Annotated in this window: 16 protein-coding genes; 9 read left to right on the top strand and 7 right to left on the bottom strand. The window is 33.9% G+C overall.

All coding sequences use genetic code 11. From position 1 onward, the window contains the following. The first annotated feature begins 100 nt into the window (after positions 1-100). Complete coding sequence (locus tag NU08_RS09995) at positions 101-934, top strand: universal stress protein (RefSeq protein ID WP_129746987.1); 834 nt, start codon at positions 101-103, stop codon at positions 932-934. Between the two features lie 62 nt (positions 935-996). Beyond that, a complete protein-coding gene (locus tag NU08_RS09990; RefSeq protein ID WP_129746986.1) occupies positions 997-2,769 on the top strand; it encodes a MutS-related protein in 1,773 nt (590 codons plus the stop codon). Positions 2,770-2,844: 75 nt separating this feature from the next. Here the strand turns inward: NU08_RS09990 and NU08_RS09985 are convergent, their stop codons facing one another. After that, complete coding sequence (locus NU08_RS09985; protein ID WP_129746985.1) at positions 2,845-4,449, bottom strand: Na+/H+ antiporter; 1,605 nt, start codon at positions 4,447-4,449, stop codon at positions 2,845-2,847. Between the two features lie 173 nt (positions 4,450-4,622). On the opposite strand from NU08_RS09985, the gene ribB reads away from it, so the two are divergent. Then, on the top strand, positions 4,623-5,285 hold the full coding sequence (ribB, locus tag NU08_RS09980) for a 3,4-dihydroxy-2-butanone-4-phosphate synthase (protein ID WP_129746984.1): 663 nt from the start codon (positions 4,623-4,625) through the stop codon (positions 5,283-5,285). A gap of 202 nt (positions 5,286-5,487) precedes the next feature. Next, complete coding sequence (locus NU08_RS09975; protein WP_207214065.1) at positions 5,488-6,060, top strand: Crp/Fnr family transcriptional regulator; 573 nt, start codon at positions 5,488-5,490, stop codon at positions 6,058-6,060. Between the two features lie 323 nt (positions 6,061-6,383). Here the strand turns inward: NU08_RS09975 and NU08_RS09970 are convergent, their stop codons facing one another. Then, positions 6,384-8,081: a ribonucleoside-diphosphate reductase subunit alpha gene (locus tag NU08_RS09970; RefSeq protein WP_129746983.1), complete on the bottom strand. Its 1,698-nt coding sequence runs from the start codon at positions 8,079-8,081 to the stop codon at positions 6,384-6,386. Positions 8,082-8,100: 19 nt separating this feature from the next. After that, positions 8,101-9,075, bottom strand: a complete 975-nt coding sequence (locus tag NU08_RS09965; protein ID WP_008467402.1) for a ribonucleotide-diphosphate reductase subunit beta — start codon at positions 9,073-9,075, stop codon at positions 8,101-8,103. Positions 9,076-9,857: 782 nt separating this feature from the next. Here NU08_RS09965 and NU08_RS09960 point away from each other — a divergent pair. The 4 genes from NU08_RS09960 (at position 9,858) to NU08_RS09945 (ending at position 15,317) form a co-directional block, all read left to right on the top strand. Then, positions 9,858-11,348: an ankyrin repeat domain-containing protein gene (locus tag NU08_RS09960; RefSeq protein WP_129746982.1), complete on the top strand. Its 1,491-nt coding sequence runs from the start codon at positions 9,858-9,860 to the stop codon at positions 11,346-11,348. A gap of 106 nt (positions 11,349-11,454) precedes the next feature. Then, positions 11,455-11,937, top strand: coding sequence for a DUF2271 domain-containing protein (locus NU08_RS09955; RefSeq protein ID WP_008467406.1), 483 nt, complete (start codon positions 11,455-11,457; stop codon positions 11,935-11,937). Positions 11,938-12,068: 131 nt separating this feature from the next. Further along, entirely contained in the window at positions 12,069-14,252 is a 2,184-nt protein-coding gene (locus NU08_RS09950; RefSeq protein ID WP_129746981.1) for a PepSY domain-containing protein, read from the top strand. Positions 14,253-14,324: 72 nt separating this feature from the next. Beyond that, complete coding sequence (locus NU08_RS09945) at positions 14,325-15,317, top strand: FAD:protein FMN transferase (protein WP_129746980.1); 993 nt, start codon at positions 14,325-14,327, stop codon at positions 15,315-15,317. Positions 15,318-15,486: 169 nt separating this feature from the next. On the opposite strand, the gene NU08_RS09940 is transcribed toward NU08_RS09945, so the two are convergent. Continuing rightward, on the bottom strand, positions 15,487-16,362 hold the full coding sequence (locus NU08_RS09940) for an NAD(P)H-binding protein (RefSeq protein ID WP_129746979.1): 876 nt from the start codon (positions 16,360-16,362) through the stop codon (positions 15,487-15,489). Between the two features lie 81 nt (positions 16,363-16,443). On the opposite strand from NU08_RS09940, the gene NU08_RS09935 reads away from it, so the two are divergent. Beyond that, complete coding sequence (locus NU08_RS09935) at positions 16,444-16,809, top strand: winged helix-turn-helix transcriptional regulator (protein ID WP_008467415.1); 366 nt, start codon at positions 16,444-16,446, stop codon at positions 16,807-16,809. Between the two features lie 114 nt (positions 16,810-16,923). Here NU08_RS09935 and NU08_RS09930 read toward each other — a convergent pair whose 3' ends face one another. The 3 genes from NU08_RS09930 to NU08_RS09920 all read right to left on the bottom strand — a co-directional run bounded on the left by NU08_RS09930 (position 16,924) and on the right by NU08_RS09920 (position 21,104). Further along, entirely contained in the window at positions 16,924-17,877 is a 954-nt protein-coding gene (locus NU08_RS09930) for a M20/M25/M40 family metallo-hydrolase (RefSeq protein WP_242502529.1), read from the bottom strand. Between the two features lie 280 nt (positions 17,878-18,157). Next, positions 18,158-19,207 carry a sialidase family protein gene (locus tag NU08_RS09925; protein ID WP_129746978.1) on the bottom strand — a complete coding sequence of 350 codons (1,050 nt, stop codon included), beginning with the start codon at positions 19,205-19,207 and terminating at the stop codon, positions 18,158-18,160. A 310-nt stretch (positions 19,208-19,517) separates the two neighbouring features. Further along, positions 19,518-21,104, bottom strand: coding sequence for a SusD/RagB family nutrient-binding outer membrane lipoprotein (locus NU08_RS09920; RefSeq protein WP_129746977.1), 1,587 nt, complete (start codon positions 21,102-21,104; stop codon positions 19,518-19,520). Positions 21,105-21,111: the final 7 nt, after the last annotated feature.

Raw genomic sequence — 21,111 nt, 5'->3', positions numbered from 1 at the left:
GAGATTAATAAATCATTAAGTGTTAAAATACTGATAAATATCAGGTTGTTTTCTTCGCAGAATGAGTAAATTTGAGAGACAAACCTTAATCTTAAATACTATGAAAAAGATATTATTTCCAACCGATTTCTCTGACGCTGCTACCAATGCATTTGTTCATGCTTTAGAATTTGCTAAAGTTGTAAACGCCGAATTAATCTTACTTCATACATTCGAGATTCCTGTTTACGACAGCCAATTCTTCCCAGAGAATTACGCTTCTATATACAGTTCCATCGAACTAGCAAAATTTGAAATGTTTAAGGATGAAATTCCGAAACTAAGAACTATTGCAGCTGAACGTAATTTAGAAGATATTGTAATCAAACACCGCCTAATGGATGGTGACCTCATTTATAATCTAAAAAACGCAGTTGAAGAAGATAACATCGATTTTGTCATCATGGGTACAAACAGCGCTTCTGACTGGACAAAATTCTTTACGGGTTCTAATACCGAATCTGTTATTTCTGGAGTTGAAGTTCCTGTTTTATGTGTTCCTATCGACGCCAAATACAAAAAGGTAAAAACGATTGGTTTTACCACACGCTACCGTGAAAAAGATAAAAAAGAACTTAAAAAAATCTTGAAAATCGCTAAAAAAACCGATGCAAAAGTGAAAAGCTTATACGTTAAAACCTCTAATTCTGATGTGACAGAAGAAACTCTAAAAGAATGGGAAAGAGATTTCGCTGGAGAAAATGTGGAATTTTTAGTTTTACCAAGTGATGATGTCAAAGAAACCATTCTGGATTTTATTCTATACAAAGACATTGATGTTTTAACTACAATAACACATAAACGCTCATTCTTTGAAAGCTTATTTGACTCAAGCTTTTCAAAAAAAATAGCCAAAGAAGTGACCATTCCGATTTTGGTTATGCATGAAGATTAATCTTAATCGATGATGATTTTGTGACTTAAAGTCTATATTTGTAGTTCAAGCAAAATAATAGAATGAAAGCATATCCAGACAACGTTGCAAAATATTCAGAACTCTATAATAAAACCAACAAAAAATACAACAGCATAAGCCTTTTGAGGCTATTAAGTATTTTCCTTTTCTTGATTTTAATGTTTTATTACATCAAGACAGATCAAATACTTTATGTTATTCTAGCTGTTTTGTCTTTTGCTGGTTTTATTTTTTTTATGAGAATACATTCAAAAGTATCATTTCAAAGATTGCTGGCAGAAACGCTTTTAAAAATTAATAAAAATGAAATTGCTTTTCTGAAAAGAGAAAAAACACCTTTTGAAAATGGAGCCGAATTTATCGATTTTCATCATCCTTATGCTTATGATTTGGATATTTTTGGAGAACATTCTTTATTTCAAAATCTAAACCGAACAGCTTCTTTTATCGGAAAAAAAACACTTGCAGAACTATTGCTGCATACGCTTCCAGAAGCTGAAATTTTAGAAAATCAGGAAGCAATAAACGAATTGAAAAATAAAATTGATTGGAGACAGAAATTTCAGGCTTTAGCAATTATAAGTGAAGATTCTAAACAATCTTACGAAGCAATAAAACATTGGACTTCTTTTACAAACAATTCGCTACCTAAAGTTTTAGTTGTACTATCATTTATTCTTCCAGTAACCTTTTTTGGATTTCTGGCTGCGTATTTTATTACATCAAAAACCATTATACTTTCTTATTTAACGTATGTCTTTATTGCCAATTTAATTGTTTTAGGAAGAGCTGTAAAGCGAATTCAATCGGAAATTGCAAAAGCGGATAATGTCGCTAACATCATAAAGCAATATAGTTTATTGATTGAAAAAATTGAACGTGAATCTTTCCAATCTAAAAAGTTACTTCGTTTACAAGAACAATTGAATTTCAAGAATGCCAAAGCGAGCCAGCATTTAAAACAGCTTTCTGAGTTGTTTTCAAGAATGGATACAATAAATAACTTTGTTACAGCCACTTTATTCAACGGAACATTTTTATTTAATCTTCATGTTTTAAAAGCGTTGTTAAAATGGAAAGAAGATTATGCTTCAGAAATGAATCATTGGGTTTCTATTATTGGCGAAATTGAAGCGCTAAACACTCTGGCAAATTTGGCGTATAACAATGAAGATTTCGTTTTTCCTGAAATCAATTCTGATTATAAAATTGAGTTTAAAAATCTAAGCCATCCATTATTGAATCCTGCGACAAGAGTTGGAAATGACACTCAATTTCATCCAAAATCTTTTGTGATTTTGACTGGATCTAATATGTCTGGAAAAAGTACATTTTTGAGAAGCTTAGGAATTAATATGGTATTGAGTGGAATCGGATCAGTTATTTGTGCATCAGAAGCTAAAGTGCATCCGCTTCCTGTATTGGTTTCAATGCGATTATCAGATTCTTTATCGGATAGCGAGTCTTACTTTTTTGCTGAAATCAAACGCTTAAAACAAATTATGGATGCACTTGAAAATCAGCCTGCATTTGTTTTATTGGATGAGATTTTAAGAGGTACAAACTCTGATGATAAAAGAAATGGAACAATAGAAGTGGTAAAAAAGATAATTTCTAAAAAAGCAATTGGCGCCATCGCAACTCACGACATCGAAGTTTGTCTGACCACAAATGAATATCCTGAAATTTTAACCAATCAATGTTTCGAAGTTGAGATTCGAAACAACGATTTACATTTCGATTATAAACTCCGAAACGGAATCTGCAAAAACAAAAGCGCAACTTTCCTAATGCAGAAAATGGGGGTTATTTAATGGTTAATGGTGAATTGTTAATTATTAATTTTCTAAAAAGGGAATCATTTACAATTCACCATTAACAATTAACAATTAATTTTCCTCGTACATTTCCATCCACAAACGAGTTTCTTCCAAATCCAATTCTTTTTCTATTTTACGGAAGATTTCTTCGTTTACAGAACCCGATTTATGCATTGATTCTAATTTTGCTCGTTCTACATTTAGTAAATCGATCTGAATTTTAGTGAAATCATTGAAAATTTCTCCTCCTAAAAGCTTTCCATTTCCGAAGAAATTAGCAGGAAGTTCCGTTTTTTGAAGACGATTGAATTTTACCTCATATTTACTTTTAATGTTATGCAACAATTCATCGTTCAATAGCGAGAAATTATCTTCTATATGTGCTATGGTTTCTGAAACAATTACATTTCGAATATTGTATTCTTCTGCAAGTATTGAATAACGCTCAATTTTAAGCTTTTTAATCAGCCACGGAAGTGTAAGTCCTTGTATCACTAAAGTTGAAAGTATAACACAGAAAACTAAGTATATAATTAAATTTCGAAGCGGAAATGCTTCTGTTTTATTCAACATCAACGGAAGCGCCAAAGCTGCTGCCATAGAAACCACTCCTCGCATTCCCGACCAGCCAAAAATGATCATATTTCGATAATCAAAAGCTTCCTTTTCACGAATTCTTTTACTAAGCATTCTTGGAATCATTGTTGCAGGAACAACCCATAAGAAACGAACCAAAATCACTACAATACTTATCACCGCTCCCCAGATAAACAATGAGTTCCCAGAATAATTGCTAATTCCTGCGATAATCTGCCTCAATTGAAGTCCGATTAAGATAAAAATTAAACCATTAAGAATATTATTTAAAACATCCCAAATTGTATTCGACATAATTCGGCTTTCGTGAGAAAAGATTGTTCCTGATCTTGCTGCCAGAAAAAGGCCTGTTGTCACTACTGCCAAAACTCCTGAGCCTTCAAAATGTTCTGCAAGCAAATAAGACGCAAAGGGTGTCAATAACGTCAATGTCACCTCGATAATATCATCACAAACAAATCTTTTATGAATATAAAACATGACATAACCAACAGCCAAACCTATTGCGATACCCAAAACCGACATCAACACAAAATTTAATCCAGCTTGCCATAGAACAAAATTCCCTGCTGTGATTGCCGTAAGCGCATATTTATACGCTACAAGACCACTAGCGTCGTTTACTAAACTTTCTCCTTCTAGAATAGCAATTAATCTCGGATTAAGCCCTAAACCTTTTGTAATGGCTGTTGCCGAAACCGCATCTGGAGGCGAAACAATAGCACCAAGCAAAAAAGCTAACGGCCAAGACATATCATCTATTAGCCAATGCGCAAAAACGGCAACCAATCCTGTCGTAAAAAAGACCAAACCTACAGCAGCAAAAGTTATCGGACGAATCGACTGCTTAAAATCGGACCAACTAGTGTGCCACGCGGCGTGATATAAAAGAGGCGGTAAAAATATTATAAATACAATTTCTGGACTCAAAGCAATCACGGGCAGTCCTGGAACAATACTAATTACAACGCCACATAAAACCAAAACAATCGGAATTGGAAAATTGTATCTTTTGCTAACAAGACTAAGAAAAGCTACACCGAAAAGCAGCATTATGATTACAGTAAAATTCTCCATTTGAGGGTATGTATTGGATTTTGGATGATAGAATTCGGGTACTAAATTAAGATTTTATGGCAACTAAATTAGATTAACATTAAAAAAATAGAATATCAATTTATTGACTTATATCAAACTTTTTGGTTTTAAACCGCTTTAGATTTGTTTCTTATTATTTCTAAAAACTTTTTATGATAAGTACAGAATTAAATCCGTTAGTGCAATTTGGAATTTCAAGTAAAGAACGTGTTGAAAATGCTTTGGAACAGCTAAGAAGCGGAAAAGGTGTTTTGGTAACCGACGATGAAAATCGCGAAAATGAAGGAGATCTTATCTTTTCTGCGCAACACATAAATGTTCAGGATATGGCGTTAATGATTCGTGAATGCAGTGGCATTGTCTGTATTTGCTTGACGAATGAAAAAGCCGATGAATTGGAACTTCCTTATATGGTAAAAGAAAACACAAGCAGTTTTCAAACTCCGTTTACCATTACGATTGAAGCAAAAAATGGAGTGACAACAGGAGTTTCTGCAAAAGACAGAATTACAACTATAAAAACTGCAATTGCAAAAAATGCAAAACCAAAAGATCTAGCTAAACCTGGACATATTTTTCCGCTTAGAGCAAACGATAATGGCGTTTTAGGACGAAACGGCCACACAGAAGGAAGTGTCGATTTAATGAAATTAGCAGGTTTGCAACCTGAAGCTGTTCTTTGCGAATTGATGAACGAAGACGGAAGCATGGCGAAACTAGACAAAATCGTTAGCTTTGCACAAGAACACGATTTGGTGGTTTTATCTATTGAAGATATTATTTATTACCGCAAATTTGTTAGAGATTATAAATAGCCCGTCTGCCGAAATTTGTTTAACACATAGAAACATAGATTTTAGAAATCTACAAAAGATGTTTCACTCTAAATAATACACAGAGGTCTATGTGTTAAAGCTTGCTTTTTCTGCAACCTTTAACAGAAGCAACAAAAACTATGTTTCTATGTGTTAAAATTAAATTTTGTTTATTTTCACCCAAGGGGCATTATAAATAACTATGATATACGAACAGCTTGGTAATTCCATTCGAAAAAGCATAAACGTTTCTGATGAAGATTTAGAAACTATTCTCTCTTATTTTAAACTTATCAAAAAAGGAAAAAACGAGATTTTGCTGGCTAAAGGCCAAATTAGCCAAGAAACTTTTTTTGTTGCAAAAGGCTGTTTAAGAATCTTTTTTATTAATGAAGAAGGAAAAGATGCCACCCGATATATTGCTTTTGAAAATCAGTTTGCTACAGCTTTAGTCAGTTTTATAACTAAAATGCCAGCGCTTGAAAATATTCAGGTTGTGGAGAAATCAGAATTGCTGAGCATTTCCCATGAAGATTTTAATCATTTAATGGAAATTGTTCCGCAATGGCGTGAGTTTTACAGCAATTATCTGGAAAAAGCGTATGTAAATAATGCCAATCGATTAATGTCTTTTACCACAATGGACGCTTTGGAAAGATACAATCAACTTTTGAAGATAAATCCAGCGATTGTAAAAAGATTGCCGAATAAAATTGTGGCTTCTTATATTAATATTTCTCAGGAAACTTTGAGTCGGTTGAAGTCTAAAATTTAGAGTTATTTTTTTAGCCACTAAGACGCTAAGACTCTAAGTTTTTTTTTATTTTTTTTTACATGAATTGCCTCCAGCTTTAGCTGGAGATAAAAAAGAAGAGTAAGAAGGCTTTAGCCAAATTCAAATTTTGGCTAAACCCTTTTACAATTTAAAACAAAAACCTCCAGCTAAAGCTGGAGGCTATTCATGTCTATCTTAATCAGCTTAAATCTTTTAAAATCTGCATGAAACCCTTTGCTTTTTTTGCAAGTGAATCTGCGTGAAACTTTCTGACACATTCTAAATAAAAAAACCGAATCTAATTTAAGATCCGGTTTTGATTTTTATGATTCACAACTGCTGCACGAAACAAGACTTGTTACTAATTCTTTAGAAACACTTTGGCTTCTTTGGTAGTACAAACTTTTTACTCCTTGTTGCCAAGCTTCAATCATTAAACGGTTTACATCTTTAATTGCCAATTCTGCTGGAATATTAAGATTTAAACTTTGTCCTTGATCTACAAATTTCTGACGAATTCCTGCTTGCTGTACAATTTCTAACTGACTGATTTCTTTGAATGTTTTAAAAACATCTTTTTCCTGTTGAGTCAATTGTTCCATATGCTGAACACTTCCTCCGTTTAACATAATTCCTCTCCAAACTTCTTCGTTATCTAAACCTTTTTCTTCTAACAGCTTCTTAAGGTATTTATTTTTACGCATGAAATTACCCTTGCTCAATCCAGCTTTGTAATAATTACTGCTGAAAGGCTCAATTCCTGGCGAAGTCTGTCCTAAAATTGCGGAAGAAGATGTGGTTGGAGCAATTGCCATTGTAGTTGTATTACGTCTTCCGTAACCTTTTAGCAATTCTGGCTCACCGTAAATTCTAGCCAATTCTTGACTTGCTTTATCGGCTTTATCACTAATATGTTTGAAAATTTCAGTTGTTTTCATTTTAGCCTCCATTCCTTCAAACGGAATCATGTTTTTCTGCAAATAAGAATGCCATCCTAAAACTCCTAAACCAAGCGCACGATGTCTTTTTGCAAATTTATTAGCCGCAGAAAGATAATAATTCCCTTCTGTTTTTTCGATGAATTCCTGTAAAACAGCATCTAAGAAAAAGATCGCCAATTTAACTGCTTCAGTATCTTTCCATTCTTCATACAATTCTAAATTCATAGAAGAAAGACAACAAATAAATGATTCGTCATGAGTTGATGGAAGCATAATCTCACTGCATAAATTACTTGCGTTGATTCTAAGATTTTGATCTTTATAAACTTGTGGTTTATTTTTATTTACGTTGTCACTAAAGAAAATATACGGCAATCCTTTTTGCTGACGGCTTTCTAATACTTTCGCCCAAATTTGTCTTTTTTCTGCATCTCCATCGATCATTTCCTGCATCCAGTAATCTGGCACACAGATTCCGGTAAACAAATTTTGAATTGGGTTTCCGATACTCTTAATTTTCAAAAACTCCTCGATATCTGGATGATCGACGTCTAAATAAGCAGCAAACGCACCACGACGAACTCCACCTTGAGAAATGGTATCCATTGCCGTATCAAAAAGCTTCATAAAACTTACTGCTCCACTACTCTTTCCGTTGTCTGTTACAGCACTTCCACGTTCGCGCAATTCGCCAAAATAACCAGAAGTTCCACCTCCAATTTTGGTTTGCATAATTACTTCTCCTAGTTTATGCGTGATGCCTTCAATTTTATCTGGAACATGCACATTAAAACAAGAAATCGGCAAACCTCTTTCTGTTCCCATATTGGCCCAAACTGGCGAACTGATACTCATCCAACCTCTTTCGATCATTTCCATGAAAGATTCTTTCAATTCTGGTTTGTAAAGCCTTCTAGCGGCAGCTGTACAAATTCTATCAATTGCTCCTTCTACAGTTTCTCCTTTTAAAAGATAACCGCGGTTTAAAATCTGTTCGCTTTCAGAATTTTTCCACCACATTTTAGTGCCGTTTTGTGGTTCAAAATTGTTGTTTTCAGGGTTTATGTCTGTTGTATTCATAATGTATTATGGGCTTGTATTAGAAAAGATCGTTTGCAGTGATACTTTTATCGTGTTTTGTATATTCTACAGGACGTTTTGCAAAGAAATCATCTAGACTGTTTGCAAAAACCTCTTCTTCAAACCAAGTCATTTTTGAGTATTCTTCTGGAGAAACATTAAAAATAGTTTCGATATTGATTTGTTTTAAACTTTCGTCAATTCTAAATTTCATGAAGTTTACCAAATCTTCTTTATTTATAGTTTCAACAGCACCATTTTCGAAAATCCAATCTAAAATATCAGCTTCAACACCAATAGATTCTTTAACCGTTTCTCTTACCAATTCTAAAGTTTCTGCATCAAAATATTCTGGGAATTCTTCTCTGATTTTATTAATGATATAAATTCCGCCATTGGCATGAATCTGCTCGTCGATTGAAGTCCAAGCAATAATATTGCTCACATTCTTCATATACCCTTTGAATCTTGTGAAAGACAACAAAATAGCAAATTGGCTAAACAAAGACACGTTTTCAATCAAGATGCTAAATAGAATCAACGAAACCATATATTTTCTGTTATCTTGAGATTTTGTGTCTTTCAATACATTCGAAAGATAATCTACACGTCTGCGGATAACAGGAACATCCAATAATTTCTCAAATTCATCATTATAGCCTAAAACTTCCAATAAACGAGAGTACGCTTCTGAATGTCTAAACTCACATTCTGCAAAAGTGGTTCCCAACCCATTAAATTCTGGTTTTGGAAAATGCTCATATATATTGCCCCAAAAACTTTTTACAGCTACCTCAATCTGAGCGATTGCTAATAAACTATTTTTGATTGCCGTTTTTTCAGCCAGATTTAAATGCGCATGAAAATCTTGCGTATCGGCAGTAAAATCTACTTCAGTGTGTACCCAGTAAGCTTTATTAATCGCTTCGGTAAATTGCAGAACCTCAGGATATTCAAAAGGTTTATAATTGATCCTTTTATCGAAAATTGACATAATATATAGAGTTTTAAGTGACTACTTTGAAATAGAAATACGAGCGCTCAAGTTGGGGAGTGGTATTAGCGTGATTTCTATAATTACAAATTTAGCCCAGAGTTATTCTTTTGTCTAGTTTTAGATGTTAAAAATCTGCCCAATTATCAACAGTTTTAAAACTTCAAAAAACAGTGATTTTAGAAATCTTATCAACATGAAAATAATAAGTTCTAATTCGCAATGAACTAGCATTTTCACTAAAATTAAAGTCAAGTTATCAACATGAAAAAAGGTGCTTTTTGAGATCAAAAGCAAAAGCAGTTATCAACATTTAATTTTTTGAAAATAGAAATTTGAAAGACAATTTCAATTGAAAAAAAGTTTTCTATTGATAATAATTCTAAATAATATCATTTACCCGAAAAACATAACATTCTTTATTACAGATATTTAAAACAAATACATTTGCAAAAAGCTTTCAAAACACAGCAAAATCAGCATAAAAAACTATAATGCTTAACTAAATTAACATTTCAAAATTCATAACGCCTAAAAGAAGAAAACAATCCTAAAAACTGACATCAATTATTGTCCAAATAAAACAAAATTAAAATGGACTTAAGCAATTTTTAATTTTTGGGCAAAACTGAAGTTAAAATGCCTTTTTACAGTAAATTATTCTTGTATTAAGAATATAAATTTTTACATTTGCTTTTATTTTTATTTATTCTAAATAGAATAAGAATTTCCAACAAATTAAATTAATCTTGTACAACTCAAAAACCATAAATTATCAAAATATGAAAAAGAATCTTTTTGTTTCTTTTGCATTTGCTGCTACTTTATTTGTAAGTGCCCAGCAAAAAAACTCATTGTTAGATGCTGCTTTCTGGAAAACTTCTCCAACTGTTGAAACGGTTCAGGCGGAAATCGCCAAAGGAAATAACCCAACTGAAGCTAATGCCAATGCGTTTGACGTTACTACCTTAGCCATAAATAACGATGCTCCTTTTGCAACAATCAAATTTTTAGTAGAACAGCCTGGAAACTCAATTACAAAACTGACTCACGATAATCGCATTTATCTGCACTGGGCTGCCAATAGAGGCAATACTGAATTAGTACAATATTTAATTGGAAAAGGCTCTGATGTAAACTTTGAAGACAGCCACGGAACAGCTCCAGCTGATTTTGCGGCTTCAAATGGCCAGTCAAATCCAGCAATGTATGATGCTTTCTTTAAAGCAGGTCTTTATCCGACGAAAAAATATGCAAATGGCGCAAACCTTTTGCTTTTGGCTATTGCTTCTGATAAGGATTTAAAAGCTGCAGAATATTTTTCTACTAAAGGAATGTCTTTAAAAGATGTTGACAACGACGGAAACACCGCTTTTACTTATGCTGCAAGATCTGGAAATATCGCTCTTCTGAAAAAACTTTTAGAAAAAGGAATTAAACCAACAGACACCGCTCTTTTATTTGCTGCACAAGGAAGCCGAAGAGAGACAAATACTCTTGAAACTTATAAATATTTGGTTGAAGAAGTAAAAATTAAAGCTACAGCTCAAAACAAAGCAGGACAAAACGTATTGCATCTTTTGGCTGGAAAACCAAATCAGACAGAGATTATTCAATATTTTTTAGCAAAAGGAGTTGATCTAAACAAAGCCGACAAAGAAGGAAATACTCCATTAATGGCTGCTGCATCTGCAAGAGAAACGGGAGTTTTAGAACTTTTCCTTCCAAAAGTTAAAAACATCAATGCTCAGAATCTGAAAGGAGAATCGGCTTTGACTTTTGCTGTAAAAAACGGATCTCCAGAAGCTGTAAATTTACTTTTGGCTAAAGGTGCTGATGTAAATGTAAAAGACAAAGACGGAAACAACTTAGGCGTTTATTTAGTACAATCTTATCGTCCGGCAGGAAGAGAAAAAGCTGCAACAGATCCTTTTGATGCAAAAGCAAAACTGCTTCAAGAAAAAGGTTTGGACTTAGCAGCTCCTCAAAACGATGGAAACACTTTATATCATTTAGCGATTACTAAAAACGATGTTTCGCTTCTTAAAAAAATTACCGATTTAAAAGTGGACATCAATGCTAAAAATAAAGATGGTTTAACGGCTTTACACAGAGCGGCGATGACTTCTAAAGATGATGCTATTTTAAAATATTTAGTTTCTGCTGGAGCTAAAAAAGACATCAGCACAGAATTTGACGAAACGGCTTACGCTTTGGCTAAAGAAAATGAAGTGCTTACCAAAAATAATATCTCAGTTGAGTTTTTAAAATAACTTTTACATAGTTATGAGTTTTGAGTTATGAATTAGGAGTTAAAAATGAAGCTCATAAATAATTCAAAACTTATAACTCATAATTTATAATTTATAACTAAATTTCATGAAATCAATATTAAAAATTGCTCTTACAAGCGCTTTTATCTTTTTAGTTTCTTTCCAATCTCAAGCACAATCGAGCAAATATAAAATCATGCTTCAAATGAACAACTATATGGGAGAAGGCGCTTATATCGTTGTTTCGTTAGTTAATTCGGCTGGTGAATATGAAAAAACGCTTTATGTAATGGGCGATGATAAAAAATGGTACAAATCATTAAAAGAATGGAATAAATTCCACTCAAAGAAAAATGAAGATATTAGTGCCAAAACTGGCGCTTCTGTAACAGGTGGTGACCGCAGTGTAACTACAATCGAAATTGAGAATTCTAAAATAAACAAAGGATATAAATTGCGATTTGAATCGGCTGTAGAAGATCAGAAATACTATGTAAGCGATCTTGAAGTTCCGCTTACGACAGAAGGTCTTGCTGAAAAAACAGATGGTAAAGGCTACATTAAATACGTAAGATTAAACAAAATATAATCTTAAGCACATTATTTTTTAACCTTATAATGAGCACAAATTTTATTTTTGTACTTAGATTTAAAATCTGAGCTTTGTCATCGTTCTAAACTTTGACAAAGCTTTAAACGTTTTATAACAGAATACACTCCATGACTCTTTCTTTCTGGCGTTACGCACACTTGGCTCTAGCCTTATTTTCTTCTATTTTTTTGCTTTTAGCTTCCGTTACCGGAATTATTCTGGCAGTTGATGCAGTTCAAGAAAAAACACTTCCGTATAAAGCAGAAGATTTTAATAAAATAACTTTAGGAGAAACGCTGCCAATTTTAAAGAAAGAGTATTCTGAAATTACAGAATTGAGTGTAGATTACAATCAGTTTGTAACGCTTCAGGCCATTGATGCAGACGGAAACGACGTTAAAGCATACATTGATCCAAAAACAGGAAAAGCACTAGGAACTCCTGCAAAGAAAACCGAATTCATAAACTGGATTACGAGTTTGCATCGTTCGCTTTTTCTTCATGAAGCGGGACGTTTTTTTGTGGGCGTAATTTCTTTTTGCTTGTTATTAATAGCCATTTCGGGTTTTGTGCTGGTTTTGAAAAGACAGCGCGGCATTCGAAATTTCTTTTCTAAAATAATCAAAGAATATTTTGCTCAATATTATCATGTTCTTTTAGGAAGATTGGCTTTAATTCCGATTTTGATTATTGCATTAACGGGAACCTATTTATCGTTGGAAAGATTCAATTTTTTTATGGGTGAAGAAAAAGCTAAACCTGTAAAAACAGAACTTTCAGAAAAATCTAAAACAGTTTCAATTTTCAATACCACTTTGTTATCTGATGTAAAGAAAATCGAATTTCCTTTTACAGATGATCCTGAAGAATATTATATCATTGAATTAAAAGACAGAGAAATTGAAGTAAATCAAGTTACAGGAGCTGTAATTTCTGAAAAACTATCGCCAATGACGGCACAATTTGCGGCATTAAGTCTTGATCTTCATACAGGAAGAATTAATGGAATCTGGGCTGTTATTCTAGCAATTGCCTGCATTAATATTTTATTCTTTATTAATTCGGGTTTTGCGATTACTTTAAAAAGAAGGTCAAGCCGAATTAAAAATAAATTTAAAGCAAACGAAAGCACTTTTATACTTTTGGTAGGTTCAGAAAACGGAAGCACGTTCCGATTTGCTAATGCGATTCAGAAACAATTAATTGATCATGGACAAAGAGTTTTTGTTAGTGAATTGAATAAATTTTCAGTTTATCCGAAAGCAGAACACATTATCGTTTTTACGTCGACTCACGGTTTGGGAGATGCGCCTTCTAACGGAACGCAATTCAAAGCATTACTAGAAAAACAAAATCAAGAACAAAACATTAATTTTTCTGTAGTTGGTTTTGGTTCAAAATCATATCCCGATTTTTGCCAGTTTGCTATCGAGATAGATCAACTTTTAGGAAAACAAAAATGGGCAGATCGTTATTTGGATTTGAAAACTGTCAATGACAAATCGGCTGTTGAATTTGTAGAATGGGTAAAATTATGGAGCGAAAAAACAGGAATTCCGTTGGCGACAACTCCGTCAATATATAACCACGTTCCAAAAGGTCTGCAAAAATTTATGGTTTTAGATAAAACACCAATTTCTGAAACCGAGCATACTTTTATTCTGACTTTAAAATCTAATGCTAGAACTAAATTTAGCTCAGGCGATTTACTGGCAATTTATCCTGCCAACGATTCTAGAGAGCGCCTCTACTCTATCGGAAATCATTCTGGCAATATTCAGCTTGTTGTAAAATTACATCCAAACGGATTGGGTTCAGGATTTTTGAATGCTTTAGAACCTGGAAATATAATTAAAGCACAGATTGTTAAAAATCCTGCTTTTCATCTTCCGAAAAAAGCTTCTAAAGTGGCTTTTATTTCTAACGGAACAGGAATTGCTCCTTTCTTAGGAATGATCGAACAGAATAAAGCAAAACAAGAGCTTCATCTTTACAGCGGATTCAGAATGGAAACGCCAACATTGATGGCATACAAAAAGTTTGCTGGAATTATGATTCAGAAAGAACAACTGGAAAATTTTCATGTTGCATTATCTCGCGAAGCAGAACATATTTATGTAATGGATTTGATTAAAAGAGATGCCAATTTCTTCGTGAATGTATTGAAAAAAGATGGTGTCATTATGATTTGCGGTTCACTGGCAATGCAGAAAGATGTGGAGAATATTTTAAGTGAATTGTGCAAAACAAAAGGATTAAAAACGCTCTCTGAATACAAAGCCAATAAACAATTTTTGACGGACTGTTATTGATTGTTGATTTTAGATTTTAGATTTTAGATTTTAGATTGCTGATTGTTGATTTTCAACTTTGACTAGATTACCATGCATAAATTATTATCCTATAAAATTTCATTGTTTTTTGTAATTGCTTGCTGTTTATCAGCACATTCTCAAGTATTACGAAAAAGAACTACGCTTTTGATGGGGGGACGTTTTGATATTTCAATTGTTGACAAAGATTCGCTTTCTGCGGAAAAAAATATAGATGAAGTTATTGCTGAAATCACTAGAATTGAATATTTAATCTCCGATTGGAAACCTACTACTCAGGTTTCTGAAATCAATCAGAATGCTGGAATAAAACCTGTAAAAGTCGATCGAGAAGTTTTTGAGTTGACTAAAAGAGCCATCAAACTTTCTGAAATTACAAATGGTGGTTTTGACATCAGTTTTGCAGCAATGGACAGAATCTGGAAATTTGACGGTTCGATGACCGAAATGCCTTCGGCGGAAGCCATAAAAAAATCGGTTGAGAAAGTCGGCTACAAAAACATTATCCTAGACAGCACAGAATCGACTATTTTCTTGAAATTGAAAGGAATGAAAATTGGTTTTGGCGCTTTAGGAGAAGGTTATGCAACTGATAAATGCCGCGCCATGATGATTGCAAAAGGGGTTCAAGCCGGAATTATAAATGGCTCGGGAGATATGAGCACTTGGGGAAAACAGCCTAACGGAAAAGATTGGAAAATCGGAATTACAAATCCGTTTAAGCCTGAAAAGATTTTAGCTGCAATTCCGCTTAAAGAAGGTGCTGTAACAACTTCTGGCAGTTATGAAAAATTTGTAGTTTTTAACGGAAAAAGATATTCTCATATAATAAATCCCGCAACTGGTTATCCTGCAACTGGTTTGTGCAGTGTAACAGTCCTTGGTCCAAACGCCGAAACCGCTAACGGATTAAGCACTTCTATGATGGTTTTAGGTCAGAAAGAAGGTTTGCTTTTACTTCAAAAATTTCCCGATTACAGCTGTGTTCTGATTACGGATAAAGGAAAAATAGTTAAGTCTAAAAACTTTCCTTATAAGTTATGAATCGTGATTTATGAATTACTTCCAGCTAAAGCTGGAGGCAATTCATAAATAAGTTTTTACTCTTAGCTCCCGATAGCTATTGACATTAGGAGATCATTTTAACTACATTAGCAATAGAATGCTTTGTGTAAACAGTGTGCGAAAAATTCCTTTCTTGATTTTTTTGCAATTAGAATTTTGAAGCAAATTCTTTTGCAAAATCTTCTAATTTGATTTTACCCGTTGCATTTCCATCATTCTTTAGAAAATCTGCGGCAATGGTTTCGTTTCTTAACCCTGTTCCCATTTCGGTATATAAACCTGCCATTTCTTCTGGAACTCCTGCTTGAGTCATTCCGCCAAAATATTGTTCGTCTGTAAATTCAATCCACGGAAGCTCTGGTTTTCCAATAGCAGTTCCAAATGCTTTTACAATTTCTGAAGGCGTTTTTACATCACTTATAATGTAACGGATGTTTTTACCTTCTGTACTTTTTTGTAATTCTTCGGCAGCTGCGTTTGCAATATCTTCTGGATGAACTAACGGAATACGATTTGACACTGGGAAATTAGCCCCCATAATCCCTGCTCCTTTTATCATCGGGATATCATTAAAGAAATTAAAGTAGAAATATCCTGCTCTTAAAAAGGTAATTGAAGTGTCTAATTTTTCGTAAATCTTCTCGATATTATACAATCCTGCAATTGGTCCGTTTCCTGTTGGCAAATCGGCTCCAATGCTGCTTAGCATCACTACTCTCTTAATCTTGGCTGTTTGGATTGCTTTCGCGAAAGCGGCACCAGCATCTGTAGTATTCTTCACAATATTTACTCCGCCCATATTCGGAGGTGTCATGGCAAATAGAGCATCAGCATCGGCAAAAGTTTTAGAAAGAAAATCGGCATCGCTAACTGAACCAATTGCTGCTTTTGCGCCTAAATCTTCAATAGCAGATTTTCTATCTGCATTACTGCTTATAACGGTTACATCGTGACCTGATTGTACTAATTGTGCCGTTAATGGCTTTCCTATGTTTCCTAATGAACCTGAGATTATAATTTTCATCTTTAAATGTTTTTTTATTTAACAAGACAAAGGTATCTTTGTACTTACTTTTATACAAGTACTTACCCTAAAGTATGTATTATGACAGCAATTAAAGAATCGTCTACAATTCAGGAAAACAAGCAGTATGCGTTGGAAAAATGTCCCGTGACTTTTGTTATGGAAAAAATTGGAGGCTACTGGAAACCTATTATTTTATATCATTTATCGACTGGAGATAAACGTTATAGCGAACTGAAAAGAGCTATTCCGGCCGTAACAGAAAAAATGCTAATTCAGCATTTAAAGCAGCTGGAAGCTGACGGATTGGTTATTCGCGAGGCAAAACCTGTTGTTCCTCCGTTTGTAACTTATAGATTAAGTAATGCAGGAACTGGTTTGCTCCCTGTTATTGACGCCATGGCTTCATGGGCTTTTAAAATGAAAGACGGAGTCTATAATATTTAATAGACACCGTCTTTTCAAAAAAACAAAAACTAATTAACTTAACTTTTTATATGAAATTGATCAGGCATTAATTTCACTAATCGACTTAATTTATTGTATGGAATAATGCTTTGTTTAATTCTGTTTGATAAAAAACAAAGCTTCTTCATAATTGGCAATCTGTGTGAGCGCATTGTAAATATATTTTGAGACTAACGCTCCTCCTTCTGAATTAATAAATTCAATATCGTCATCTGGCGTATGGTATTGCGGATGTCCGCCTGTATGAAAACCAACAGCTGAAATGGATACTTTGTAAAAAGAAACATGATCTGAACCGCCTACATCTCCTGCGTGAATAACAGGATTTAGTCCTGAGTTTTCCTGCAGTTTTTTCATTAATTCAACTCCGTTTGGAAAAGTTCCCGCGCCTCCCATATAAAGCTCTTTTTTATCATTCAATCTTCCGACCATATCCATATTGAGCATTACTTTTACAGCTTCTTTTGGAACTAGGAGATGATTAATAAAATACTTTGAACCCAATAATCCTTCTTCTTCTCCACTAAACGAAATAAAAATGATGCTTCTTTTTGGTTTTACTTTTTGTTTTGAAATTTCTTCTAAAATGCAGAGCAAAGCCGAAACTCCAGACGCATTATCATCTGCACCGTTATGAATGGCAAAAGCTTCTTTCTTTTTACTTCCAGAACCTTGTCCACCCCAACCCCAATGATCGTAATGCGCACCGATTACAATGTATTCGTTTTTCAAATTAGGATCTGAACCTTCAATATAACCTACAACGTTTTGTGTAGCCACACTATCCGATTTCATTTTATTGATTCCTTCTTTGACAAATACTTTGAAAGGCTGATAATAACTATCATTGAATTGCTGTAAACCATATTTCTTAAAATACTTTTTGATATATGCAGCGGCGTCGTTATTTCCTTTAGTTCCCACAAAACGTCCTTCCAATTTGTCAGATGAAAGATATTTGTCATGTTTGTAAAAAGTCTTAGCCATTTGTGCATTCACGAAAGTGCAGCATAAAAATGCAGTTGTAAAAAGAAGTTTTAATTTCATATTTAATTATCTATAAATGAGACGCGGATGAAACGGATTTGCTTTGCAAAAACGCGGATTTTTACTGATTTAAATTGTTTTTTTTTAACACATAGAAACATAGCTTACAATAACTCTAAAAAGGCGTTTCACTAATTTAAATACACATAGCCATGTGTTAAAGCTAGCTTTTTCTATAATCTTAAACTAAAGCAATAAAAATCTATGTTTCTATGTGTTAAAATTAAATATTGTGTTTATCCGCGTTTTCACGAAGTGAATCCGTTTTGTCAGCGTTCTATTATCTTAAATCAAAAGAAGTATGTTTAATATATTTTCTATCATAAGTATACAAAACGTGTATTCTCTTGTCTGCGGTCTGGATTATGGCTGGATAACTGAATTCTCCTTTTTCTTGTTTTTCTAGATCAAATAGTTTAGTCCAATTTAAACCATCTTTAGAATATTCAACATCTAGAATATTTCGTCCATTAAACCAATCTTTACCTATTGGAAGCGGATTATTTACCAATAGAAACAGATTTTTGTTTACCGTTAAAGCATCAATACCAGAATTAGAATTGATGACGTTTATGGTATTGGTTCTAATCCAGCTTTTACCATTATCTCCCGACCAGCTAGAAACCACTTTATTATGCTTGCTTCGAGACAGCATCTGAATATCGCTTTTACCATGAATCAAAAATGTCGGTTGGATAACATCAAAGTTTTGATTGTTTTCTACTGCTATTTTCTTCCAAGAATCTGTTGCTTCTGTATATTCTTCCACATGCACACGCCATTCGTCTGTGTTGACGCTTTCTGTACTGCTTCCGCACAAAATTACGCCTGCTGTGGTTTCGATTGGTTTATTTCGGATTGGTCCTAAAATTCCGTCTGGAAGATATTTTGGTTCTCCCCATGTTGTTCCGTTATCTTTCGAAACAATCATAGCGCCAAACCATTCCCTCGGATTTTTTCCAATTTTATAAAACAAATACAAATTCTGACTTTTGCTTTTAAACAAAACTGGATTCCAGCATGGCAGTGTGTCTCCGTTTTTAATTAAGGGCTGAATCAGTTCTTTAGGCGCAGACCATTTTTTGTCTTTATAGGCCGAAATGTAAATTCCGACATCTTTTGCACCTTCGTATTTTCCGCCAAACCAAGCCGCTAAAATTTCGTTTGGCTTGTATTCCACCAAAGTTGAGGCATGGCTATTGGTTGTAACAGGCGGGTCTGCAATATAACTGCTTTCGATATTTACAGCTTTTATCTGCGCTTTTATTCCATTAGAAAAAAGAAATAAAGCCAATAACGCCACAACAGTATATTTTGTCTTTACAATCATTTTATTTTGAAATTATTAAACACATAGAAACATAGATTTTTTGTTTTTACGAAAAAGAATAAAGAAAGAAACTAGTTTCTAACACATATCTATGTGAAAGAAATATTTTTCTCTTTGCTTCTCTTTTTAGACACAGAACCTATGTTTCTATGTGTTAAAATTAAATTTGTTCAATTTCACACAAAGGAAACTGCTAATTATGAATTAAAGTTGGGGCAAAAATTCATAGGTCTTCATAAAAAACAAAAGGAGAGTTACCTCTCCTTCTGCTCAAGTAACAAATCGATTGATTTTTACTTTACCAAATTAATTATTTTGTGTCCCACCAAAGTCTTGTTCCACCTGAATCTGGACCTCCTAATTTAGAAACTCCATCTTCTACAGCAGCTTTGTTTGATGAGTACTCATTTGTAGTGTAAATAATTCTTTTCATCAAAGATTTACCAACTCCAGCATCTGGATTATCAGTGTTTAAAACTGGATAAATTACTTTAGCATCGCTTCTACGTAAATCTGCCCAAGCTTCCCAAGATTCTGGGAAAATGGCTAAGTATTTTTGAACTGCAATTTGAGTTCTTTGATCAGCAGTAGATGCAGACCAAGCAACTGGCAATTTAACTGGAACATCTTGTAAATCTAAAGTTGGGTATAATGTCAAGATGTTTGGCAATGTTGGCAATGTAGAACCATTGATGTAAGCATTAACAGTTGTAGGATCAGTGATTCCCCATTGTGCAAGAGATAATCTAATACCTGTTTCATACAAAGTCTTAGCATCTCCGCCCATGTTCCATCCATTTAAAGCTCCTTCCGCTCTACTTAAGTAGTTTTCAGAAGCCATAAAGATTTCAATATTTTTAGTTTCGCTAAGCGTGTTAGCAGCACCATTTCCTAAAACATCATTGTTAAATTTAGAGAACTCCGTAGTTCCAAATTGATCTTCTAGACCTCCAACTGGATTTCCTCTATAAGCACCTGTAGAAACTGGGGCAAACCATTTTGATAAACGCGGATCGTTGTAACCTACTAAGATACTTTCCATAGAAGCTGTCATTACATAACCCCAGCTATTTACGATCATGTTTAAGTTGTTTGGTGTAATATTACTTGCTTTAAAGAATGCGCTCTGATCGTTTGTCTGCATAACTCCCGCAGCTACTGCGGCTTCAGCTTGAGTTTTTGCTTTTGCAGGATCTTTATCAGAAATTCTTAAAGCCAGACGTAATCTCATACTGTTTCCAAAGATTCTCCATTTATCAACACTTCCTGCATAAACTCTATCATTTGGGGCAAGAGAAGCAACTGAAGTTGCAGAAGTAGAAGTTAGTGTTGCATTAGCTTCGTCCAATAATTTAAAGAAATCTGCATAGATAAATTCTACGCTGTCGTAAGGAACTTTTTCTTTTCCGTTTCCTGCTTCAGTGTAAGGAATTGGTCCGTAAGCATCAACCATTTGGTTGTACATGAAAACTTTCCAGATTTTTAATACTGCAGTCGCTTCTGCATTTCCTTCAGATGCTTTAAAGGCATTTGCTAAAGCTGGAGCCGCAACGGTGTAAAATCTTGTCCATCCTCTACCTTCGTATCCGTTTACGAAAGCATTTCTTTCTGTTCCGTACCCACAGTTTAAATAGTGGATAAAAGTTGACGATAAAATACCTGTCGCGATACCCCAAGTACCTTGATCATCTACTCCTGGAGACGAATAAGATCCATTGTGGATACCTGCATAAAGTGCAGATGCAAATGCTGGACCTGCCAACGTTGGATCTAATTGACTTTCTGTAAGCGAATTAGGATCTGTATTTATTTCGTCGAAGTCTTTTGTACAACTAGAAAAAGTAGACAGCATCGCTATAGCAAGTCCTAGTGTTTTTATTTTAAAACTATATTTCATGATATCT

The organism is Flavobacterium anhuiense, assembly GCF_004151235.1.
Taxonomy (GTDB): domain Bacteria; phylum Bacteroidota; class Bacteroidia; order Flavobacteriales; family Flavobacteriaceae; genus Flavobacterium; species Flavobacterium anhuiense_A.
Note: the sequence above shows the minus strand (reverse complement) of the source record. Positions and strands in the feature narration are given on the sequence as shown.